The 23335-nt window shown below is 66.8% G+C and carries 14 protein-coding genes; 11 read left to right on the plus strand and 3 right to left on the minus strand.

Annotated features, from left to right (window positions below):
- Positions 1 to 7: 7 nt before the first annotated feature.
- A complete protein-coding gene (gene amrS, locus IPK66_07130) occupies positions 8 to 1099 on the plus strand; it encodes an AmmeMemoRadiSam system radical SAM enzyme (protein MBK8175030.1) in 1092 nt (363 codons plus the stop codon).
- Positions 1100 to 1356: 257 nt separating this feature from the next.
- Positions 1357 to 1986, plus strand: coding sequence for a glutathione S-transferase (locus IPK66_07135; GenBank protein MBK8175031.1), 630 nt, complete (start codon positions 1357 to 1359; stop codon positions 1984 to 1986).
- Here IPK66_07135 and IPK66_07140 read toward each other — a convergent pair.
- From IPK66_07140 to IPK66_07150, 3 genes are all read right to left on the minus strand, one after another.
- Positions 1983 to 2954, minus strand: coding sequence for a phosphatase PAP2 family protein (locus IPK66_07140; GenBank protein MBK8175032.1), 972 nt, complete (start codon positions 2952 to 2954; stop codon positions 1983 to 1985). The genes IPK66_07135 and IPK66_07140 overlap by 4 nt on opposite strands.
- A 2046-nt stretch (positions 2955 to 5000) precedes the next feature.
- The gene (locus IPK66_07145) at positions 5001 to 5858 is read right to left on the minus strand and encodes a hypothetical protein (GenBank protein MBK8175033.1); all 858 of its coding nucleotides are present in this window, start codon (positions 5856 to 5858) and stop codon (positions 5001 to 5003) included.
- Positions 5818 to 7029: a trypsin-like peptidase domain-containing protein gene (locus tag IPK66_07150; GenBank protein ID MBK8175034.1), complete on the minus strand. Its 1212-nt coding sequence runs from the start codon at positions 7027 to 7029 to the stop codon at positions 5818 to 5820. Before IPK66_07150 ends, IPK66_07145 begins: the two co-directional genes overlap by 41 nt.
- A gap of 203 nt (positions 7030 to 7232) precedes the next feature.
- On the opposite strand from IPK66_07150, the gene IPK66_07155 reads away from it, so the two are divergent.
- The 9 genes from IPK66_07155 to IPK66_07195 all read left to right on the plus strand — a co-directional run bounded on the left by IPK66_07155 (position 7233) and on the right by IPK66_07195 (position 23298).
- Positions 7233 to 9074, plus strand: coding sequence for a VWA domain-containing protein (locus IPK66_07155; GenBank protein MBK8175035.1), 1842 nt, complete (start codon positions 7233 to 7235; stop codon positions 9072 to 9074).
- Between the two features lie 13 nt (positions 9075 to 9087).
- Positions 9088 to 10605, plus strand: a complete 1518-nt coding sequence (locus tag IPK66_07160; protein ID MBK8175036.1) for a hypothetical protein — start codon at positions 9088 to 9090, stop codon at positions 10603 to 10605.
- 100 nt (positions 10606 to 10705) lie between these two features.
- The gene (locus IPK66_07165) at positions 10706 to 13732 is read left to right on the plus strand and encodes a virulence factor SrfB (GenBank protein ID MBK8175037.1); all 3027 of its coding nucleotides are present in this window, start codon (positions 10706 to 10708) and stop codon (positions 13730 to 13732) included.
- Between the two features lie 14 nt (positions 13733 to 13746).
- Positions 13747 to 16464 (plus strand): virulence factor, encoded by a 2718-nt coding sequence (locus tag IPK66_07170; GenBank protein ID MBK8175038.1) that lies wholly within the window; start codon positions 13747 to 13749, stop codon positions 16462 to 16464.
- Positions 16465 to 16563: 99 nt separating this feature from the next.
- Complete coding sequence (locus IPK66_07175; GenBank protein ID MBK8175039.1) at positions 16564 to 17766, plus strand: SEL1-like repeat protein; 1203 nt, start codon at positions 16564 to 16566, stop codon at positions 17764 to 17766.
- Positions 17767 to 17777: 11 nt separating this feature from the next.
- The gene (locus IPK66_07180) at positions 17778 to 19784 is read left to right on the plus strand and encodes a VWA domain-containing protein (protein ID MBK8175040.1); all 2007 of its coding nucleotides are present in this window, start codon (positions 17778 to 17780) and stop codon (positions 19782 to 19784) included.
- Positions 19702 to 20538, plus strand: coding sequence for an ABC transporter ATP-binding protein (locus IPK66_07185; GenBank protein ID MBK8175041.1), 837 nt, complete (start codon positions 19702 to 19704; stop codon positions 20536 to 20538). The genes IPK66_07180 and IPK66_07185 overlap by 83 nt, the downstream gene beginning before the upstream one ends.
- Positions 20535 to 21764: an AbrB/MazE/SpoVT family DNA-binding domain-containing protein gene (locus IPK66_07190; protein MBK8175042.1), complete on the plus strand. Its 1230-nt coding sequence runs from the start codon at positions 20535 to 20537 to the stop codon at positions 21762 to 21764. The genes IPK66_07185 and IPK66_07190 overlap by 4 nt, the downstream gene beginning before the upstream one ends.
- Positions 21757 to 23298 carry an SUMF1/EgtB/PvdO family nonheme iron enzyme gene (locus IPK66_07195; GenBank protein ID MBK8175043.1) on the plus strand — a complete coding sequence of 514 codons (1542 nt, stop codon included), beginning with the start codon at positions 21757 to 21759 and terminating at the stop codon, positions 23296 to 23298. The genes IPK66_07190 and IPK66_07195 overlap by 8 nt, the downstream gene beginning before the upstream one ends.
- Positions 23299 to 23335 lie beyond the last annotated feature (37 nt).

The raw sequence follows: 23335 nt of genomic DNA on the forward strand, positions 1-23335 counted from the left end.
GGACGTGATGACGGAATTGCCTGTGGATGGTTTGTTTCCCGGCCGTCATTGGCAGGTGCTTGCCGACGGGCGCGTGCAGTGCGACGTCTGCCCGCGTTTCTGCCGGCTCAACGAGGGCCAGCGTGGGCTGTGCTTCGTTCGCGCCCGTCACGGCGACGGTATCGTGCTGACCACGTGGGGCCGCTCCAGCGGCTTTTGCGTCGATCCGATCGAGAAAAAACCGCTGAACCATTTCTTGCCCGGCACGCCGGTGCTGTCGTTCGGCACCGCCGGCTGCAACCTGACCTGCAAGTTCTGCCAAAACTGGGATATCTCGAAATCACGGGAATTCGACCGCCTGACCGATCGCGCGAGCCCCGAGGCGATCGCCCAGGCGGCGAAGGCGAGTGGCTGCCGCAGCGTCGCCTTTACCTACAACGATCCGGTGATTTTCTTCGAATATGCCATCGACGTCGCTGAGGCCTGCCACGCCGCTGGCATCAAGACGGTGGCGGTGACCGCCGGTTACATGTGCGAGGCACCACGCGCCGAGTTCTACCGCCACATCGATGCGGCGAACGTCGACCTCAAGGGGTTTTCCGAGACTTTCTATCGTTCGCTGTGCTCGGCGCACCTGCAACCGGTGCTGGAGACCTTGCTCTATCTCAAGCGCGAAACCCAGGTCTGGTTTGAGATCACGACGCTTTTGATCCCGGGCGAGAACGACAGCGAGGCCGAACTCGACGCGATGACCGGCTGGATCGCCGAAAACCTGGGGGCGGGCGTTCCGCTTCACTTCACCGCGTTTCATCCCGACTGGAAGATGCGCGATACGCCGTCGACGCCGCCGTCAACGTTGACGCGTGCGCGCGAGATCGCGATGCGAAACGGCATCCGATATGTCTATACCGGCAACGTTCACGATTCCCATGGCGGCTCGACGTGGTGCCATTCCTGCGGCGGACTCCTGATCGAGCGCGACTGGTATCGTCTCGGCGACTGGCGCCTCGACGACGGCCGGTGCGCACACTGCGGTGCCGTGTGCGCCGGCGTCTTCGACGGACCGCCTGGCGACTGGGGGCGCCGGCGCGCGCCGCTAAAGATCGGCATGTTCGCCTGACCGGTGCGTCGGGTGCCATCCCGTCGGTCACGCCTGCCCACGCCTGCCCACACCCGCCCGCACCCGACCGTCGCGGGCGTGTGATCGGCTGCTCTCTGGTCTCATAATCGCGCCTGGTCTACACCGGGGTGGTCGCGAGAAGAGCGCGGCGGTCCGGCAACGGGAACCAGCAGCCCGTCCGCCACGCCGGGCGATCGGCCCGTCCGCCAAGAGGTGAAAACCACCTGTTGCGACCGATGAGAGAAGGGACATCGAGGATGAAATTTTACGATTTTGCCGCCGCTCCCAGCCCTCGCCGCGTGCGGATCTTCGCCATGGAAAAGGGTCTCCAGTTGCCGACGGTGCAGATCAATCTGCGTGCGGGTGAACATTTGCAACCGGCATTCCGGGCGCTCAATCCCTGGTGCACCGTGCCGGTTATCGAACTCGACGACGGCACGGCGATCAGCGAAGCCGGGGCGTGCTGCCTTTATCTCGAAGCTGCGCATCCGCAGCCACCGCTCTTCGGCCGCGACGCTACCGAGAAAGCCGTGATTGCCATGTGGGATCACCGTTGCGAGATCGACGGCTTTCTTGCCGTTGCCGAGGCGCTGCGCAACGAGAGCAAGGGGATGGTGGGGCGCGCCCTTACCGGTCCCGTCGGTTACGAGCAGATACCGGCGCTCGCCGAGCGCGGCAAGGTGCGGGTCGGGCATTTCTTCGAAAGGCTCGACGAACGCCTGGCCACGACGGAGTTCGTCGGCGGCGGGACCTACAGCGTTGCCGACATCACCGCTTTCGTCTCCGTCGACTTCGCCGGCTGGATCAAGCTGTCCATTCCCGAAAATCTCGTCCACCTGCGCCGCTGGTTCGAGGCGATGAAGGCACGCCCGAGCGCCGCTGCCTAATCGCGCCGCGCGCCTGCGGGCGCTCGGGATGGGGCGGTGATGTCGCTGGGATGCCCGATCGCGTCTCCATCCGATTCGACGTGGCCGCGACGTTGCAACGCGAGGGCGACCAGCCAGCACGCGATCGCCCAGGCGGAGCCGGCACACCAGCCGGCGAGGACGTCCGTCGGCCAGTGAACGCCGAGGTAAACCCGGCTGCAGCCGATCAGGACGGTCAGCACGACCGCGCTCACGAGCAGATAAGCCTTGATGCGCCACTGCGGCTGAACCCGGGCCAGCAATGCGCCGAGAGTGAGGTAGGTCGCGGCCGACAGCATCGCGTGGCCGCTCGGAAAGCTCAGCGTAAATACCTCGACCGCGTGTGGGACAAGCTCAGGACGCGGCCGATCGAACGCTTTCTTGAGCACGGTGCTGAGCAGCATGCCGCCGCCGACGCAGAAAAACACCAGCAGCGCCGCCTGACGTTTACGAACGACGAACAAAAAGCCGATCGCCGCCAGCGCCACGAGGGTCAGCACCGCGTAGCCGCCGAGGCTGGTGATGTCCCGCGCCGCGATTTCCAGCCAGATCGGCCCGATGGGATCGCCGAGGTCGCGCGGGTTGCGCAAGGCGAGCAGCACGGCACGGTCGAAGGCGTGGGTGTCGCCCTCCATCACCTCGTCGGCGAGGCGGAAAAAGGCGAGCAGAATGACGGCGAGGCCGAGCGACCAGCCGAGAATGGCAACTTCGTTGCGGTCGAGGTGCGCTCCGAGCGCGCGCAGTCGCAAGGTGATCTGCTTGAAGGGCTGAAGAATCGATTGCCTCCGATCAATAGTGATATTTCGTCTTTGCCGTCCACGGGCTGTCCGGGTAGTGGCGGTGCAGGTAGTCGAAGGCCTTTTTCGACCAGTTGGTGGTGGCGTCGTCGGTGCACCCGAAGCGGGTGGCGCGCACCGCGAGGTGCAGCGCTTCCGGCACGCGCGGATCATCCGGATGGGCCTGCGCGAAGACCAGCGCTTGCTCGGCCAGATAGTTCGGCCCGGTCGGAACCGCGGCGATCACTTGAGCCTCCCGATTGGCCGATTGATGCTCCGCTTCCGACAGGAAGGCGAGTTGCGGCTGGTCCTCGGGCGGGCGAGCGTCCTCCGCGCGTCCGCACCACCAGTTGTCGCGGAAGTCGTCGATGTCTCGCAGCGGCGTCGATCGGCCGATGCCCCAGTCAACCTGCGGACTGAGGCCCGGCGTTTGCAGCAGAACATAAACGGCGGCAAACGGCCGGTCGGCCGCCGGCGCCGTGCGATAGGCGGCGAACACATCCTGTAACGCCGGATCGAGTGCGCCCGCCTGCTCGGCGAATGCCTGCGCCTGTGGATCGTCCTTGAGCAGAATGGCGCGAACCCAGCCGCTTTCGGCCAGTTGCGTGCGCAGGGGTGTCGTCAGTGTCGTCGCGGCGATGAGGCGCTGGCGCATTGCAAGGGGAAGAGACAGATCGATCAGGTTCGCGGCAGCAAGATCGATCGTCGCCGGCAGCGGCGTTGTCGGCGCCGCCATCACCGGATCATCGATGTCCTCCGGCAATTCCATGCCGTCAAGGTCGACGACATGGCCGACCGGCACCTGTTCGAGATCGCGGACGAAGGACTCGAAGGAGCGTGCCAGCGGCAATCGCTGATGGAGCAGTTCGTTGACCGAGCCGGGCGGCAGGTCCGCGCGTCGCGCGAGCAGATCATCCAGCCGGGCACGCGCCTCATCGGTTTTGCCTTGACCCAGAAGCAGGCGAATGGCGTGCCAGGAGACCGTCGCATAGGCCGGGCTCTGCGGTGGAAGCTTCGCTGCTTCGCCGAGCAGTTCGGGTGCCGCCGGGTCGGACGGCTCGACGTGACTGATCGCAGCGACCAGCCACGGCAGCTTTCTGCCCGCGCGCCATTCGCGAATGGCGCGCTCCGTGCTCGGTTTGCTGTCGGCCTGGAAGGTGAGCACCCAGCGGGTGAGGTCTTCCCTGGCGTCTTCGGGCAGGACAATCTGCGACGCAGGCATCGCGCCGGGCTCCGCGCCGGCCAAGAACTTGTCGATGAGCAGGGTATAGTCATCGAGCCGGTCCCGCATGTCGCCGCTTTCGTCCGCGTGGCTGAGCAGGCGGGCGAGTTCGGCGCGCCGTTCATCGGGCTCCGTGCGGAAGCGGACGAAGGCGCGAAGGCGCAGGACGTCCGGCCGATAGGCCGTGGCTGTCGGGTCGGCGAGAATTTGATCGATCTGCGCCTGTGCCTTGGCCATTGCGGCTGCATCGAAGGCTCCTTGCCCCGCTTCGAGCGTCGCCTTGCGTACCAGCGAACGCGCGGCGAGGTAGGGGGCGATCGTCCGCCAGGGAGAAGCCGTATCGGCGGCAATCGCATGAAACCCACTCAGCGCCGCATCGAAGTCGCCGGCATAGAAGTGCGCCGCCGCCTGCTGGTAGGCGCGATCCGCATGCGCGAGCGGATCGCTTTGCGCCGCCGCCGCCTTCGGTGCTTGCGGGCCATCGTCACAGTTGGCGAAAACCGCATCCTGCCCCGCTGTCCAGTCGCGCACCTGCGGGCTCGATGCACCGAACCTGCGGGCACGATCCTTCAGCGTGTGCGCGGCGACGGTGAACGCGTTCGACGGGCAGTTAAGATAGGTTTGGTAATAGTCCTGCCCCTCCAGCGGCTTTTCGCTGCCGATCGTCGGCGGCGTTCCGTCGCTGGCAATCGTGCTGCGGGCCTTGTGCCACGCCGCCATTCCCGTCGTATCGTCGCCATCGGCGTTGGCTTGGACACCGAGCCGCTTCGACCACAGCGCCAAGGCGGCTTGTTTCTCGGCGTGATTGAGCGGCGCGCCGGAAAGGTAGCGATAGGCGACGACGAGGTAGGAGCGGGCATAGCCCGGCTGCAAAATGCCGATGTTTCCTGCGGCAAATCCCGTCAGCGGCATATCTGGGTGGAGATCGTAGGTAAAGACAACCTCAGGAAAGAACGGACCGCAAGCCCGTGCCGGCAGCGCCGTAATCGCTGCGGCGGCTAGGACGGAGAACAGGAGACGGTGCCTTGCCATGACGTCACCTCACGAATGGCTGCCGCGGTCGCGGCGGGAGTCCAGGTCTTGGGGCTGAAGAGATAGACGCGACGCCCGGCCGGCAGCGGCGCGAACGTCTCGTCCGTGGAAATGCCGAGCGCGCTGCGGGCCAGCACGGCACGGAATGCGCCACTATCGCCCAGCCGACGACGGACGTCGGCGGTGTCCGCGCCCATGCGAAACAGCATCGGCACCGCCTCGTCGATCGGCAGCGCGTCGATCCAGGTATCGAACAGCGCCCAGGAGGCGAGCGCGGTGATTGACAGCCGCGTGCCCGAAGGCAGCCGCGCGCGCACCACGGTCAGGACGCCGGAGTAGAACGCACGCTGCGAGCGGGCGGCGTCGAAGTCGATCTGCACCGCCGGCGTGCCGGGACGGACGAGCGCCAGGACTTCGCGCGCCACACGTTCCGACTGTTCGGCGCTAAGCGCCGGGGAGGATTTTCGCGCCACCTCGATGCGAACGACTGGCGCGAGCCAGATGCCGCGGCTCAGGGCGAGCGGCTGGCGACGTTGGCGGACCTCGATCGTATCGTTGCGCAGGACCAGCGTTTTGGCGAGGTAGGCGACGCCCGCGACCTGCGGATCGAGGCCGGAAAGATCGTCCGGCCGTTCCCATGCCCAGATGATCACCGGCGGCGGGCAGCTCGCGCTCCAGGCGGCACCGGCCGTGTGCCACGCGGCAATTAGCAAGGCGACGCAGAGCAGGGCACTGCCCGCGGCGATTGCCGGCTTATGGCAGCGCCGCTCGCCGATGTCGCCGTCACCCGGCGCACGCGCGGGAATCGACGGCGATCCGGACATTGGCACTTTGCAGGAACTGCACGATGTCGGCGGTGGCGAGCGCGAAGTTATTGCGTGCCGACTGCTCCTTGTCGACGGCGATGAATGTATTGATGCCGATCACCCTGCCGCACGCGTCGATGAGCGGCCCGCCGCTGTTCCCCTTGAGAATCGCCGCCTCGTGCACGATCGCGGTCAGGCCCTGGGGCGTGCGCTGCACCGCCTGTATCGTGCCGGTCGTCACGTTGAGGTCGGGTGCTGCGCGCGCGTCGCCGGCCGCGAGGCGGCGGAACCCGGCGTCGGTTTCGATCGAAAAGAACGGATAGCCGGCGGCGACGACTCTCATCAGCTTGGAAAATTGCGTTGCCAGCGGCAACACGCCCGGTGCCTTACCACCGGCCAGGCGAACGAGGGCGAAATCGGCGGCACCCGGCTCGCCCGCCGGCGATGTCGCCAGCACCGTTCCGATGCGCGCTCGACCCAGGCTGCTGCTGGCGATCAGCAGCTGCCCGTCTTTGGCCGTCTCGACGGCGTGGCGATTGCTGAGCAGAAGCGTGTCGGTGATGAAGAAGCCGGTTGCCGTGCTCGTCGGTGTGAGCACCATCGCCGTGGCGAGGTCGAGCGCGTGAGACAGTTCGGCATTGGGCAGCGCCGGGGCGAGGGGCCCGTTTACCTTGGGCCCGGCGGGTGGCAGCCCGGCTGGCGGTAGTCCGGCTGGCGGCAGCAAGAGCGCGGCGGTCTTGGATTGATCCGCGGTCGTGGCATCGGGACCGTTGTTCGCGGGCGCCATGCCAGATGCCTGCGGATCCGCGCTCCCGACCCCACCGGCGCGGGCGTCGATCGCAGTGCCCGGTGGGCACTGCGGCGCCGCGATGGTCTCCTGCAACTGCCGCAGTTGCGCCTCGAGCGCTTCGTTCTGTTTACGCAGCACGGCGGTACGGCTGAGGTCCTCCGGAGAGACGGAGGGCGACGACGTGGGGGGCGCCGGGATAAGCCGTTCGATCGTCTCGGGCTGGCGGGTCAACAGAAATGTGGTCAGCGCCGCCGAGGCAAGCAGCAGCACGCCAACGCTCGCCAGCCACACGGGCGTAAATGGGATATGGCGAGACCAGCGACGCGGCGGCGCCCCCCGGCCAGCCTCACCCGGCGGACGTGTCGGCGGCGCGTCCCCTGGTGGCGAATCGTCGGTCATACCAACTCACAGCGCGCGCCGTGCGCGCGACGGCAAAGAGTTGAACCCCCTTTCTACTGTGCTAAGCTACTGCGCGGCGCGGGCCAAGCCAACATTTCCTTTGCCAGCAAGGTGCGTGGATCGCTTGAACGGACGGAGGAGGGGATGACCCGCCCCGCTGGAGCGAGAGCCGCCGGCCGCGAGAGCGGGATAGCCGAAGACGTATGGCCGAGATCAGACTGACCACCACCCCGGCCGCCGGCTACCGACGCCTGCAGGTTCACGGCCAGTCGGTCGTGACGATGCACCAGCAGCTCGCGAGCCTTCTCGCCAACCGCCTCGGCCAGCCGCACGCCCGGCTGCTGAGCCGGCCGCAGATCGATAGCGAGAGCGGCGACATCACCTGGTTCACGTCCGGGTCTGGACCCGCGCGCCGTCTCGACGACCTCGCTCCTGGCGAGCGCCAGCGATTCGCTGGGCTGTGCCAACGCCTGATCGCGGAAATCGGCGAACTTGCCGGAAGGATGCGGAATGAAGGTGGGTCCGCCGTCCTCGTCGGCCACATGCTCGACCTCGCCGTGATCACGCCGTCCGACGACGCGGCGCTCACGCCGTCCGGTAATCTGGTGTTCATCGTCGACGAACTGCCGGTGCTGAGTCTGTGGGGACATGCCCGCGAGGCGCAGGCCGTTCCCGATCTGCCGTCAGCGGCTGTGGCGAGCCCGGCACCTGTGGCGCCGGCCAGTCCCTCGCCAGCCAATTCCCCGCCGACCAATTCCCCGCCGGCCAGTGCTCTGCCGGCCAGTTCAGCGGAGCTTTCCCCCAGCGACCCGCCCGCGTCGCCGGATCACCCTGTCTCGGATGCGCAGCCCGGGTCGAGCGGTGCTCGCGCGGCCGCGGATAAGCCGGCCGCTGCCGCCGCGAGCGAAGCTGCGGCGGCGCCGGTCTCGAGGCGCGGGTGGCTGCCATGGCTGCTGCCGCTGGCGCTGTTGCTGCTGGTCGCGTGGCTGGGCTGGCGGGCGCTGCTGCCGCTGGCGCCGGTCATTGTCGATCGGCCGGGCGAGAATCCGCCGGCGGCTGGCGAGGCGCCGGCGACGGACGCACTGGCGGCCGAGGAGGCGCGGGCGGCGGCGTTGCGGGGCGAGATCGCTCGCCTCGAGCACGAACGCGACGCGCGCTTGGCATTGTGCAAGCCGATTCCACCGGAGCCGCCGAAGGCGGAGGCGAATCCGCCCGCCGAGAAGGCGAGTCCGCCTGTCATCGAGTCGGCACCGCCTAAAGAGCCGGTACCGCAGCCGAAGCCGGCTCCCCAACTGGACACCAAGCCGAAGCCGAAGCCGGAAGCGAAGCCGGCGCCGAAAGTGGAGGTCAAGCCGAGGCCGCCGGCCCCACCGCCGTCGCAGCCAAGCCCGCCGGCCTCGGGGGCGGCGGTGCCGAAGACTGACTCCGTGCCGCCGCCGCAAGCGCCAAAATCGGCGTGCAATCCCAGCTACGGTCCGGGAGACGAGCCGGAAGTCGTCGTTATCGTCGATGGCTCGGGCAGCATGGGCGAGCCGTTCGCCGGCGCATCGTCGCGCATGGCTCTGGCTCAGGACTCGATCGCCCATGTCGTCAACGGGTTGCCAAGCGCGGTCGACGTCGCGTTGATCGATTTTATTGGCTGCGATCAGGTTCGGCTTGATAAATTCTATTCAGCACCTCAGCGAGGCAGCCTCATCGGCGAGGTGCGCGGCCTGCGGCCGGGGCGCGGCACCCCGCTCGCCCGCAGCATCGAGCGGGCGGGAAACATCGTCTCGTCGGGCGTCCAATCGGCGATTGTCGTCGTCAGTGATGGCACCGATACCTGTGGGCAGGACCCTTGCGCGGCGGCACGGGCAGTGAAGGCAAAGCGGCCGAACGTGACGATCAACGTGATCGACGTCAGCGGCGGGGACGGACGGGCGACGGCGCAGTGCATTGCCGGCGCAACCGGCGGAAAGGTGCTGACGCCCAACAGTATGCTCGATATGAGCGCCAAGGTGCAGCAGGCGACGCGGCTGCCCGACACGCGCGCTTGTGGACACTGACGACGGAGCGATGATGCGTACAGGACCTGTTCTTACCAGCGACCTGGTCGACAAGTACCAGCCCCTGGGCGCGTTCGGTCAGCCTGTGCATCTGAGCTATGTGCAGTTGCGCGCCACCGTCCTGCAGAAGCTCGGACCCCGCTACGCCAATTATTTCTCGCGGCCGGACCGGGACGAGAACACGAAACAGCTCCACTGGATCGCCGACGTTCCCGGGCAGGCGACGCGTTGGGCTGACCTTTCGCCGGAACATCAGGCGCGGTTCGCTCTCGACCTTCACGTCATGCGCAGCGAATTCCAGGCGTATCTCGGCGAGCTGCGTCGGCAAGGCGATGCCGCCGCCGGCAAGGGGGCGGCGGCGTTCGCCAGTCTGCTCGAACAGGCGCTGCTGGTTCCCGACGACAGCCACCTGTTCTTCGTCGGTGACCAACCGGTGGTTTCGTTCTGGGGCTTTCAGGCGTTTGACAAGCAGGCGATTGATCCGCTGGCAACGGCGCCCCGCCGGCCGCCGGCCGCCGCCGCCGAGGTCCCGCCGCACGAGGCAACCGCGGCGGTGAGCGAGATGGGCATCTCGCTTCCGTTCCGCCCGCGGCGCAAGCCCTGGTGGCGCTGGCTGTTGTGGGCGCTGGCGCTGTTGCTGCTCTTGCTGCTCCTGCTGTTCGGGCTCAGCCGGTGTTTTCCCGACGATGTGCAACTTCCGCTGTTCGGCGCCGGTGGCGAGCGTTTGCAGCCGATCGGCCCCGATGGCGTCGTTCCGCCGGCCGACGGCGCGGAGGGACTCATCGAGCGCACGCTTCGCACGCTCGGGCTGGGGGGCGCGGCGCCGGGCGGAACGGTTCCAGACGGCACGGCACCGGACGGATCGCTGCCGGGCGGTCCTGATCAGACGGCTCCGGCGTCGCCGCCGGAAAATGGCACGCCGCCGGGTGATCACGAACCGGATGCGGCCACGCCCGGCGCGGAAAAACCGGAGGATCAGGCAAAGCCCAGAGCACCCGATGCCGATAAATCCGATGCCCAAAAGCCCGATGCCCAAAAGCCCGATGCCCAAAAGCCCGATGCCGGGAAGCCGGCGCCGCGAACGCCGTCGGAGCCACCGACACACGACGAGGCTAAACCGAACACGCCGGACAAGGGTGCTTACGGCCAACCCTTGCAGATCCCGCCCGACGCATCTGCCTCGGGAACGGCAGGCTTTCTCGGCGGCGAATGGCGGACGGACACCGGCCTCGTCGATCAGGCGACCAAACAGCCGCTGCAGCAGACCTACCGTTTCGACGACAAGGGCAAGGGCGAGGTGGTGATCCGCCGGCCGGATGGCAGCGAGTGCAAGGCGGCGGCCCAGGCGAGCATGCAAGGCGGCAAGCTTGCGATCGACGAGCAGGGCATGCCGACCTGTCCCGACGGCAAGACCTTCTCGCCGTCGAAGACGGAGTGCGCGCGCACGCCCTCCGGCCAGACCGTCTGCACCGGGCGCAACGCCGACGGCTCGACTTACCGCGTCGGCATCGAACGCCAGGCGACGCCATGATGCGCGTTCGCCATACCGGTGCTGCCGCCTGGCCCGGTGCTGCCGCTTGGCCCATGACCCGCCTTGCGGACGGTTCCTTCCGTCCTGACGATGGACGATCATGCCGCTGAACGACCTGACCGCCTTCCCCGCCATCGTCTCGGTTATTCCCAAGAGCGGTGTGCAGTTTTTGGATTTCGGCTTTTCAATCGCGAAATCCAGCCCGGTGCCAAAGGACTGGGGGTTCTATGACGATCCCAAGGCCGCGGCCAGACCTACGGGAGCCGGCGACGAGGCCGCCCCGATCGTCGTTCGCCGCGGCGATGTCGACTCTGGCTTGGTCGAGACCTATGCGATCGATCACAAACGCATCTTTGAAGCCTTCGATCGCGTGTGGATGCCGTTCCCACTGTTCCGCGAGGAACTCGGGGGTGGTTATTTCCGCGGGCCGACGAACTGGGCGCGCGCCTATCTCGTCCGCCTCGACGCACCGGACGACGACGGCAACGACATTCGGCTAATTCTCGCGCTCGATACCGACCTTATCGACTTCGTCGAGGACGAGGCCTATCTCGCGCCTTCTCCGCACGATACGACAAACGGCCGATCGTTCTCGCTGCCGTCCCCTCAGGACCCGACCGACTGGTTCCTGCGCGAGCCGTGGGTGAAGGAGTGGTGCCTCGACGTCTTCAAGGAGATGATCGAAGCTGAAGACCGGCGGCGCAGCGGCTCCCGGCACGCCCGCCCGCTGACGCTCGACGAGCTGCGCGAGCGGATGGAAGGGCCGCATGAATACCTCGCCCGATACCAGGCCTTCATCGAGCTGATCTTCGGCCTCGATATCCTGCCCAAATTCGTCCTTGTCGACCGGATCACCGAGCCGCGACCGGCGCCGATCGACGTCGACATCGTGATCGACCTCGGCAACTCGCGGACCTGCGGCCTTCTGATTGAAGCCCAGCCCGATCAGCTCGGAGCGGACATCACCCAGGCGGTCAAGCTGCAGTTACGCGATCTCAGCCGGCCCGAACTTGTCTACAGCGATCCGTTCGATAGCCGGATCGAGTTCAGCCGCGCGACGTTCGGGCGCGATCATCTCTCGCTGCGCAGCGGCCGTGCCGAGGCGTTTTCGTGGCCGACGATCGTCAGGGTCGGGCCCGAGGCGGTGCGCCTCGCCAGCCTGCGCCGCGGCAGCGAGGGCTCGACCGGCCTGTCCGGGCCGAAGCGTTACCTGTGGGACGACGATCCGCGCCGCGACAGCTGGCGGTTCAACAGCCCGATGGCGCACGGCGAGCAGAGCGGACTCGCCACCGGTGTTGCCTTCACGACGCTGGTTAACGACATCGGAGACGCGATTCACCAGATCCCCCAGGCGACGCCGGCGCACGATGAGGCGTGGTTTCCCTCCATCCGCGCGCTCTATTCTCGGCGCAACATGATGGCGTTCACGCTTGCCGAGATCTTCTACCAGGCGATCGGCATGATGAACGCGCCGGCGCACCGGCTGAGGCGGCGCAATGCCGATCTGCCGCGGCGTCTGCGGCGGATCATCATGACCATCCCGACGGCGATGCCTCTCGCCGAGCGGCAGATCATGCAGCGCCAGGCCGAGATCGCCCGCGACCTCGTCTACCTGTGCATCGGCGCCGCCGCGGCACAGCCGGCTGCGGACGGGGCGTCGGCCGCGACGCTGCTCACCCATGCGGATACGCCCCTGCCCGACGTGGTGCTCAAATGGGATGAGGCCAGCGCCACCCAGGCGGTCTTTCTCTACAGCCAGATCGCGCTGCACTACTCCGGCGACGCGCGCGCCTTCTTCAACGTCCTGCGTCATCCGCTGAACCGGGCCGACGGCGCGAGCGACGCCTTTCGCCTCGCGACGCTCGATGTCGGTGGCGGCACCACGGACCTCGTCGTGACGTCCTTCCGCGTCGAGGGCCAGGGGGCGAACGTAACGCTGTTTCCCCGCCAGGAATTCCGCGAGGGCTTCAATCTTGCCGGAGACGATGCCGTCTTTCGCGTGGTGCGCGAGCACGTCGTCGAGCCGATCCGCCGGGCGCTTGGCGCTGCGGGTCTCGGCGATCGTACCGACTATCTGCTCAACCGCTTGTTCGGTGGCGATCGCGGCGACATGACCGTCATCGAGCAGCTCCGCCGCCAGCAGTTCGCAGCCCAGATCGCGGCGCCGATCGCCATCGGCATGCTGGCCGCTTACGAATCCTACGATCCGCTGGCACCGATGCCGGCGACCAGCCGGCCGTTCGCCGCGTTCTTCGACGGCACGGCGCTCGCCAACGAGACGGTCGTCACCTACGTCAATCAGGAAGCGGACAAGCTGGGTGCGACAGGCTTCGAGCTGCAAAAGATGGTGTTTCCGATCGATTTCGCCGAGATCGATCGAACGGTGCGCAGTGTCTTCCTTGAGATGCTGCAATCGCTGGGCGAGGTCGTCTGGCGTTGCCAGACGGACGTGCTGCTGCTCTCTGGCCGGCCATCGCGACTACCGGCTGTCTGCGATATCCTGCGCGAAACCTGCGCATTGCCGCCGCACCGCATCATCCCGCTGCACACGTTCCGCGTCGGCCAGTGGTATCCGTTCCGCGATTATCAGGCGTTGATCTCCGATCCGAAAACGACCGCCTCGGTGGGGGCAATGCTCTGCCTGCTCGGCGAGGGCCAGCTGCAGAACTTCAACTTCCGCGCCGATGAGCTGAAGCCGCAGTCGACCGCGCGGTTCTTCGGCAAACTGTCCGGTAATAACCGGCTGCTGAAGGACGACGAATACTACGAGGGACTCGATCTCGACGATCGCGAATACGAGCTGCCCGAGAAGGAATTCGATTTTCGCGGACCGATGCCGCTCGGCTTCCGCCAGTTTCCGGTCGACTGGTGGCCGGGCACGCGGCTTTACAGCCTCGATTACGCCAGCCCGGAACTGGCTCCCAAGCTCAATGCCCGTACGCCGCTCAAGATCCGCCTGAAGCGCAACACCCGCGAGGTCAAGGATATCATCGATTCCTTCGTCCTGTCGCGAATCGAGGATCGGGACGGGCGCAGCCTGCCAAATAACAACTTGCGGCTGCGACTGCAGACGATAGACAATCAGCGCGGATATTGGCTTGATACCGGTATCCTGCTCGACAAGTGAGGGAAGGGGACGAGGTGAGTGAGTCCGGAGCGGAGCTGATCGCCGCCGCCAAGCGCCTCGCCGCCGGTGGCGCGAGCGCGCGATTGTGGATCGACGAGGTGCGCAGGAGCGCCGTTGGCGTCGCCAACGAGGCGCACGGGCTGACCTCGGGCGCGCGCAGAGCGGAGAACCTTGCCCGGAAGCTCCAGGGCGCGGCCGGGCGCCGCAACTGCGTCGGCGTCTTCGGGCCGAGCCAGGCGGGCAAGTCGTACCTGGTCTCCGCCCTCGCCCGCCGGCCGACGACCCCGCTGACCGCCGATTTCGCCGGGCAGCACAAGGATTTCCTGACCGAGATCAATCCGCCGGGCGATCGCGAGTCGACGGGCCTCGTGACCCGGTTTACCGCGCACAAGGATCCGGTCGATCCCGCCCACCCGGTGGAGCTGCGGCTGCTGAGCGAGACCGATCTGGTCAAGATCCTCGCCAACAGCTTTTATTCCGATTTTGATCCTAACAACATGACCTTCAAACTGCCGGACGAGGCGGCGATCCGCGAGGCACTGGTGGCCGCCGAGGCCGCCGCGGAGGGGCAACCGGCGGCGACCCACCTCGACGAGATCACCCTTTTCGACCTTGGCGAATACTTCCAGCGCAATTTCAGCGCGCGCATCGAGGCGCTTGACCGGGTCGGTTTCTGGGATGGGCTGATCGCCACCGCCGGCCGGCTGCCACTGGAACAGCGGGCCCGGCTCTATGCGATGCTATGGGGTGGCATCGAGGCGTTCACCCACCTGTTCGTCGATCTCGCCCGCGCGCTGGCGCAGCTCGATTTCGCCCACGAGGCCCGCGCCGAACTCAACGCCCTGGTCCCGCGCGACGCCAGCATTATCGATGTCGCCATCCTCAGCCAGCTTGGCTCGCCTGCGGACAAGGCAGACACCATCAGCGTGCTGCCTTTGGCCAACGGCGCACAAGGGGCGGCGGTGGCGATGCCACGGGCGTTGCTGACGGCACTGGTTGCCGAGATCAAGATCGTCATGACCGAGCGTCCCTGGCCGTTCTTCGCCCATACGGACCTGCTCGACTTTCCCGGCGCGCGCTCGCGCCTGAAGCTGACGCATCTTCCCGACGATGCGCAGGAACGAAGCGCGCAAGTTCGCGAGCTCTTGCTGCGCGGCAAGATCGCCTATCTTTTCCAGCGCTTCACCGAGGAGCGCGAGCTCACGGCGATGCTTTTGTGCATGCCGCCCAGCGTCGCTGAGGTCAAGGACCTTGCCGGCATGGTCAAGAGCTGGATTGACCTTACGCACGGAGCGTCGCCGAAGCAGCGCGCGCAGGTGAGCAACGCCCTGTTCCTCGTCCTCACCAAGTTCGACCTGGAGTTCCTCGAGAAAGGTGGCGAGACCGCGGACTCGCGCAAGGGTAAGTGGGACCGGCGGCTTCACGCATCGCTGATCGAGCTTTACGGCAAGGATGAATGGGTCGGCAATTGGGATGGGCGGCCATTCGCCAACGCCCTGTTCCTGCGCAATCCCGGGATGAAACAGCAGCACCTGATGGACTATGCCGAGATCACCAAGCAGGCCGACGGCAGCGAGAGGCTGGTCGAGCGCGGGCCGGCGGCGGTCAGCGGTGCCCTGATCGCCGAATATCAGCGGGCGTTCATCGGCTCGGAGCTGGTGCAGCGGCACTTCGCGCTGCCGGAGGAAACCTGGGCGGCGGCGTTTGAGCCGAACGACGGCGGCGTCGGGTTTCTCGTAAGGCGGCTGTCCGAGGTCCTCGACCCCGACTTGAAGCAGCGCCAGGTCGGCGAGCGGCTGCGCGAGCAGGCGCGGGAACTCGAAGACAGCCTGCGCCGCTTCTACCATGCGGACGACGACGCCTCGCGGCGGGAAAAGGAGCAGGCGCTGACTGATCTGCGCCGCCAGCTTTTCGCCGCCGTGCGCGGGCGCAAGTTCCAGAGCTTCGCTCACCTCATGGATTGCCTGTTGGTCCGCGAGCGCGACGCGCGCGAACTTTTCCTCAATGTCGCGGCGTTGCGGGTTGCCGAGCCGCCGCCATCGTCGCCGGCGGCGGACGAAAGCGATCCGTGGGCGGACGACCCGTGGGCCGCTTCTCCTGAGGCGGCGGCATCAGCGCCGCCGCCACCGAGCGTGGACCGCCCGGCTCTCTTCGCCATGCAGGTGATGAACCATTGGACCGAGGGAGTAAGACGGCTGTCGCAGAACACCCAGAAGACGCAGGCACTCGCCATCGACGCACGGCTGATTGATGATCTGGTCCAGGAGATGATCGTCGGTGCTCACCGCCTCGCGATCACCGACGCGATCGCCCGCGGCGTGCGGGCGCACGTGCAGTCGGCCAACGTGCGCTGGGACGACGTCGCCGATCGCGCCGGTTGCATTGCCGCGGCGGTGATCAACGATTACGTCTCTTACCTCGGGTTCGGCGACATGCCGGCGGATAAGCGGCCGGGCTTTCCGGAACCGCCGAAGGAGGCGACGCGGGCGATTTTCGCCGCACCACCGGCCGCGAGCGGAAACGGCACACCGACGCTGGGACCCGCCCGGTTGCCGCTCGAGCAGGCGCTGTTCCTCGACTGGGGCGTGGCATTGCGCCAGCTCGGGCTGGATAATACCAGCTTTGCCGGTGGTCGCGAGATCGACGAGGCGCACAACCGTCAGCTCGGCGAGATCCTCGAGACGATCGCCATCGCGCCGCTGGTGAATCGGGCCGTGGCCGCGCAGCGGTGAAATCGACCAGTGACTGACCGCGCAACGGTAAGGTCGGCAACGATCCGCGCAGCGGTATAAGGGACGCACGAAACGCAACAATGAGGCATGGGAGGATTGATGCCCGCACGCGCGACGCAGCCAGCCGGATATCCCGCCGGCCAGGCGCAAATCCAGGTCGTCGATGCCGGCGAGGTCGATACCGACAGTCTTGAGCTGTGCTGTTCCGGCATGCAGGGGGCGGTTGAAAAGCATCTCGATCCGCGATTGACCGACGATGTCTGGACGACGGCGCTCGCATGGTTTCGCCCGGCCAATCCGCATTGCGAAGGCCCGGTGCTGCTGTTCGATCTTGATGCCTCGGTGACGGGGCACCTGCGGCCGCATGCGCCCTACATATTGCGCCTGCGTGATGGACGCGGGCTGAAGCGGGACGAGCGCTTGACCTGGATCGCTATCCGCCTGCCGTCGCGGGCGCCGCGCGGCTACGTCGCTCCCGCGGGTCCGAAGTCGCCGTCCCCATCCGAGCCCCTTCCGGCGGACGTGCCTCCTGCCGTCGCCAAGACCGAGGCCAGCGAGCAGGAGGCGGCGCGGTCGGTGAATGGCCGTGGTGATGCGGCGACTGATGCCGATCGCGCTCGCCAGGAAGCGGAGGCGCGCCAGCGCGAGGAAACCGCCGTGCGCCAGCGCGAGCAAAAGGCAGAACGGCAAAGCGAGGACGCCGCGCGCCGGCAACGCGAGACGGAGACGCAAGAGACGCCGAGGAACGGCAAGCCGAGCGGGGGTCGCGCACTGGCCTATGCCGGCCTCGCGGCGCTGGTGCTGGCGGCGGCCGGTGCGGGGGTCTGGTTCTCTAAGGATCGGCTGTTCGGCCCGTCGACGCCGGCGCCCGTCGTCGCGCCGGCAACACCGACGAACCTCGAGGGCGCGCGACAGTTTCTTGCCGGCAATCCGGGCGCGGACGAGAGTTACGGGCTGGCGCAGACATTCCGCCAAGCCAAACAGCTCGATGGCGCCTTTCTCCTGCTGCGCAATGCCGCCGGCAAGGGTAATGCCGCCGCCGCTCTGGAACTCGGCGAAATGTACGACCCCGAGACCTATTCACCGGAAACGAGCCCGCTGCCGGCACCGAACCCGGCGCAGGCGGCGGACTGGTATCGGCAGGCGGCGGAAGCCGGGATCGCCGAGGCCCAGTATCGATACGGCATGCTGCTCAAGAGCGGCCGAACCCAGGAGCCGAACGGTCCCGAACTCGGGGTCATCTGGCTGCAGAAAGCGGCAGATCAGGGGCTGGACAAGGCAAAAGAGGCGCTGGAGAAGTGAGGTCCTGCACGATGAACCGTTTCACCGGCCCCGCAACCGCGCGCGCCGTGGCCGCGATACTGGTCCTTCTCTTCACCGCCAGCATCGCGGGCGTTATCGCCATCGCCGGTCCGGCAATGGCGGATGCCGCACGCAGGCCTCTGTTGATCGAAGGGAAAACAAGTCTCTACCAACGGGTGTTGACCCGGCCCGGCGCCACCTTGACTGCAAAGCCGGGGGCGGGGAGCGGCGGTACGGAACTCGCGCCGATGACACTGCTGTTCGTCTACGGGCGGCAGTCGGCCGCCGGCATCGACTATCTCGAGGTGGGATCGAACAGTGAAGGAAAGATCACGGGCTTCGTTTCAGCGGCGGATACGATTCCCTGGAAGCACAGCCTCGTCCTCGCGTTCACCAATCCCGCCAACCGCGATCGTGTGCTGTTCTACAAGGATCGCGGGGCGCTTGTCGGTGAACTGAATTCCGATGCGCTGATTGCCGACGCCGACACGGCGCGCCGGGACATTGCCGCCGGATCGCTGCCGGCCGACAGCCCGGTGATCTCGATCGAGCCCGAGACGTTCGTCGATTTGCAAAAGCAGTTCTATCTGCTGCCGATTCTCGATGCGAGCACGACCATGCTGAAGTCGGGCTTCAAGGTGCGCACGGTTCAGATCGCCTCGGTCACCAAGGAGAAGGGCGAGGACAAGCTGAACAGCGTCGGTCAGCGCAGCAACCCACAGGCGGATCTTGCCAAGTTCAATTCCGGCATCGTTTTCGTTATCGACGCCAGTGCTTCGATGCAACCGTCCATCGACGAAACACGGGCGGTGATGGACGAGGTCTACCGCGAGGTTGAAGCGGCGAAGCTCAACGACCGGGTCCGCTTCGGACTGGTCGCCTATCGCGATGATCCGACCAAGGTCAAAGGTATCGGGTACCTCGTGCGCACGTTCGCCGATCCGACCAAGGTTAGCGACCACAAGCAATTCGCCGACGCGGTCAAGGACGTCGCCGCCTCGCAGGTTTCGACCCGCGCCTATGCCGAGGACGGATATGCCGGCGTCGTTGAGGCAATCCAGGGGCTCGACTGGTCCGGCTTCGGCGGCCGCTACCTGATCTTGATCACGGACGCGAGTTCGCGCGAGGGCAATTCGCCATTGTCGACGACAAGGCTTGGCACCGCTCAGGTCAATCAGCTTGCCCAGGAGAACGGCATTGCCACCTATGTTCTCTACCTCGAGACCGAGGAGGGCAAGGCCGACCGGGCGACGGCGCGGGCGCAGTACGAACGGCTTGCCCGGTTCAATAACGGCAAGTCGCTGTACTTTCCGGTCGACGTCGTTGATCCCCAGGCGTTCAAGGCGCAGGTTCAAAAGCTGGCGCAGGCGCTCGTCGCCCAGGTCAAGGATGCCGGCAAGGCGCCGTTAGCCGCGCCAACCAAGGGCTCGGCGAAAGCGGGCGGCGACGCGATACTGGACGCGACGCAGGAGGTCGGACGGGCGATGCAGCTCGCCTATCTCGGCCGGGTCGAGGGCACGAAGGCGCCGCGCATGTTCGAGGCCTGGGCGTCCGACCGGGATTTCCGCCAGCCGGACGTGCCGGCGTTCAGCGTCCGCCTGCTGTTGACCAAGAACCAGTTGAGCGATCTGCAGGCAACGCTGCGCAAGGTGGTCGAGGCTGGCGAGAAGGGGCAGATCAATCCGTCCGATTTCTTCAATCAGCTGCGCAGCGCGGCGGCGGCGATGAGCCGAGATCCCAACAAGGTCGGCGAGGCCGGGGCGAAGAATCTTGAGGATACGGGGTTGATGGGCGAGTACCTAGAAGGCCTGCCCTATCAGAGCAAGATCATGGGGCTCGATCAGGATACCTGGGCGCGCATGGGCGTCGGCCAGCAGCAGGCGCTGATCGACGACGTCAAGTCGAAGATCGCGCTCTACCAGCGCTTTCACGACGATGTCGACCGTTGGGTGCAGCTCAATCCCGCGGGTGCGGCGGGTGACGCTGTCTATCCCGTTCCCCTCGACGTTCTGCCCTGAGGGGAGGGGGAGGCGGCCCGTGGCGGTATCGGAAGTTCCGCCGGCCATCCTGCTCGAGGGGGTCGAGCGCGGGCGGGGTGCTGGTGGCGAGGTGTTCCGGCTGGTCATTGAGCGGCTGGCGATCGGCGACGGCGAACGCATCGCGCTGATCGGCCCCAGCGGCTGCGGCAAGAGCACCTGTCTTGATCTTCTGGCGATGACCTTGAAGCCGACGCGCGCCGCAACCTTTCGCGTGCACGTCAAAGGCGCGGGCGAGACCGATGTCGCCGCCCTGTGGGCGCGGGGTGCGCGGGCGGAGCTGACCTCGATGCGCGCGCGTCATTGCGGCATCGTGCTGCAGACCGGCGGTCTCCTGCCGTTCCTGAGCATCGAGGAGAACGTGCTGATCGGCCGCCGGCTGCTCGGGCAGGACATCCCCGGGCCGGTGCCGGATCTCCTGCGGTTTCTCGGCATCGCGCATCTGGCGCGGCGTAAGCCGGCGGCGGTTTCGCTCGGCGAACGCCAGCGCGCCGCGGTGGCGCGTGCGCTGGCGCACGGTCCGCGCATCGTGCTCGCCGACGAGCCGACGGCTTCGCTCGATCCGGCGAACGCGAGCAAGGTCATGGAACTGTTCGTTCACCTCGCCGCCGAACTGGCGGTGACGCTCATCGTCGTCTCACACGATCGCGCGGCTGTCGAGCGCATGCGCTTGCGGACGATCGCATGCGTCGTCGACGGCGCCACGACCCGCATCCGCGACGAGGCGCGGCCATGATCGGCAGCAAGCCCGCACAACTCGTCCGCCTGGCGCTTTTTGATCTCGCCCACGAGTGGGCAATCAGCGTGTGCCAGGTGACGGCGCTAGCAGCGATTCTGGCACCGCTGCTGGTTCTCTATGGCCTGCAGCAAGGGGTGATCGGCACGTTGATCGAGCGGATGGATCGCGATCCGGCGATGCGGGCGATCGTACCGGACGTCTCCGGCGCCAATCGCTTTGATGCCGCGTGGTTTGCGGCGATGCGCGCGCGCGCCGATGTCGATTTCGTCATGGCCAATACCCGGGCGATCGCGGGTCAGGTCGACCTGTTGCCGAAGGAGGGGACGGTGCCCGCGCCGGTGCGGATCTCGCTGCTGCCGACCGCGCCCGGCGATCCGGTGGGAGGCGGCGGGCCGGCATTGGCCGACGGCCTCGGGATCGTCAGCATCAGCCGACGTGTCGCGGACAAGCTCGGCGTGAAGCCGGGGGATCAGGTCGTCGCCGGGATCGAACGGACCCGCGGTGGCCGAATCGAGCCAGTGAGCCTGACGCTCACCATCCGCGCCATCGTTCCCGCCGAACGTTATGACGGGCTTGCCGCGTTCGCGACACTGGCGCTGCTGGAGGCGGTGCAGAACTACCGCGATGGCTTCGCCGTTCCGGCGCTCGGCTGGGGCGGCGATGGCGCCGCACCCGCGGTGAAGGCTTATCCGCTGTTCCGCCTTTACGCGCGAACGATCGGCGATGTCGCCGCCATCGCCGGCGATTTGCGCGCCCAGGGCATCGCCGTCAGCACCCGCGAGGGAGAGATCGCCAGCGCGCTGGCGCTGAGGCGCAATCTTTCCATCATTCTTGTTATCATCGCCGGGCTCGGCGCCTGCGGATATCTCGTCTCGCTCGCCGCGAGCCAATGGGCCAGTGCCAGCCGCAAACGGCGCGAGATGGCCATCCTCGCTCTCCTTGGCTACACGCCAGGCTGGCTCGTGGGTTTTCCCGTCGCCCAGGCCGCGGCGATTGCCTCCGCCGGCACCGCGCTCGCCGCGATGCTGTTTTCGGGCGTCGCCGCCGCGATCAATCTTTACTTTTCCCAGAGCATTGCGACGGGTGAGCGCGCATGCCATCTCGGCCCGAGGGAGCTTCTTGTTTGCGCGCTGGTGACCATTGCCGTGTCCTTGCTGCCGGCATGGATGACCGGCGCGATCTATGGACGGCTGGAGGTCAGTGAGGAACTGCGCGATGTTTAGCCGGAGTCTTGTCGCGGGCCTGCTGCTCGTGCAAGGGGTCGCGCTCGCCCCGATCGCGTTCGCCCAACAGACCCAGCCGTGGCCGGAGAGGCTGTATAATCCGCATCCGGTGGTGGACGACCTGATCCTGCCGATGCCGTGCGGCGGCGCCATGGCCTTCCGCCGCATCGACGTCTCTGCCGACGGCGTCCTCGGCGATCGCAAGATCACCCTCGGCGGTAGCGAGGAGCGGTTTGCCTACGCCGAGAACAGCCGGGCCGATTACATCGTCGGGGGCTTCACCGACAAGAAAAAGCCGGACATCCGCTCATACTACCTCGGCAAATACGAGGTCACGGCGCTGCAGTTCGATGCGTTGGGGACGCAGTGCCCGAAGGTGAACGATGACGGCCGTTTTCCCAAGGTCGGCCTGACGTGGGCGGAAGCGGTCGGATTCGCCGAAAATTATGGTGCCTGGCTCGTGCGCAACGTCCTCGCCAAGTTGCCGGCCGAGGACGGCAGCCCGGGATTCGTGCGCCTGCCGACGGAAGCCGAATGGGAGTTCGCCGCCCGCGGTGGCCTAGCGGTGTCCGAATCGGTGTTTGTCGCGCCGGTCTTTCCGATGCCGGAGGGGGCGGCGCGCTACGTCTGGTATCAGGGCACGGAGTCGGCCAATAACGAGCTCAACGTCATCGGCCTGCTCAAGCCCAACCCGCTCGGCCTTTACGACATGCTCGGTAACGTCGGTGAATTTGTCCTCGATCCGTTTCGGCTGAACAAGCTCTCGCGGCTCCACGGTCAAGCCGGCGGCGCCACGGTCAAGGGCGGTGATTACCGCACCCCGCTCGAGGACATCCGCTCCGCCGCGCGCGAAGAGTTCGTGCCGCTCGACAAGCAGGGCGAGCGGCGCGCAGAGACGACGGGACTGCGGCTGGCGCTAGCCGCGCCGAGCCTGCCCAGCACCCGGCGTCTGGGCGCCATCCGCGCGGCCTGGGAAGACCTGCCGAAGACCGCCGAGTCGCCGCTCGCCGCGCCGCAGGACGACCCGGTCAAAGAGGTCGACGTACTGGCCAAGGCGGTTGAAGATCCGGTATTGCGCCAGCGCGTGCAAAATCTCGCAACGGTAATCAAGGCCAACATCCAGACCCGCAACGAGCAGCGTGACCGGGCGGCGTTGAGCGGCATCCGCGTCGGCGCCTATCTCGCCAAGAAGCTGGGCGAGGACACGCGGATCATCGCGTTTCGCGAAAACCAGATCAAGGCGCTGAGTGGGGTCAGCGATGCGGTGCGCGACAGCATCAAAAAGCAGCTGGATGCTGATAGGGCCGCGCTCGACTTCAACCTGTCATATTATATCGATACGATAACCCAACTGACCTCCGAATATCCCGAGGTGGTGCTCGCCCCGCAGGCGCAGATTCTCAAGCGCGAGTTCGAGGCGAGAAAGCTGGAGCCGATGCTGCCGTACGTCGATACCTTCATGAAACAGGAAATACGGCTTCGCAAGGATGGCAAGCTCGATCGTAAGGCGATCCTGAGCGAGATCCCGGCGTGACGGCGAAGACGGGGCCAGGGGCGGACAACGCGAAAAG

It is taken from the genome of Rhodospirillales bacterium (assembly GCA_016712595.1).
Lineage (GTDB): Bacteria > Pseudomonadota > Alphaproteobacteria > Rhodospirillales > Defluviicoccaceae > Defluviicoccus.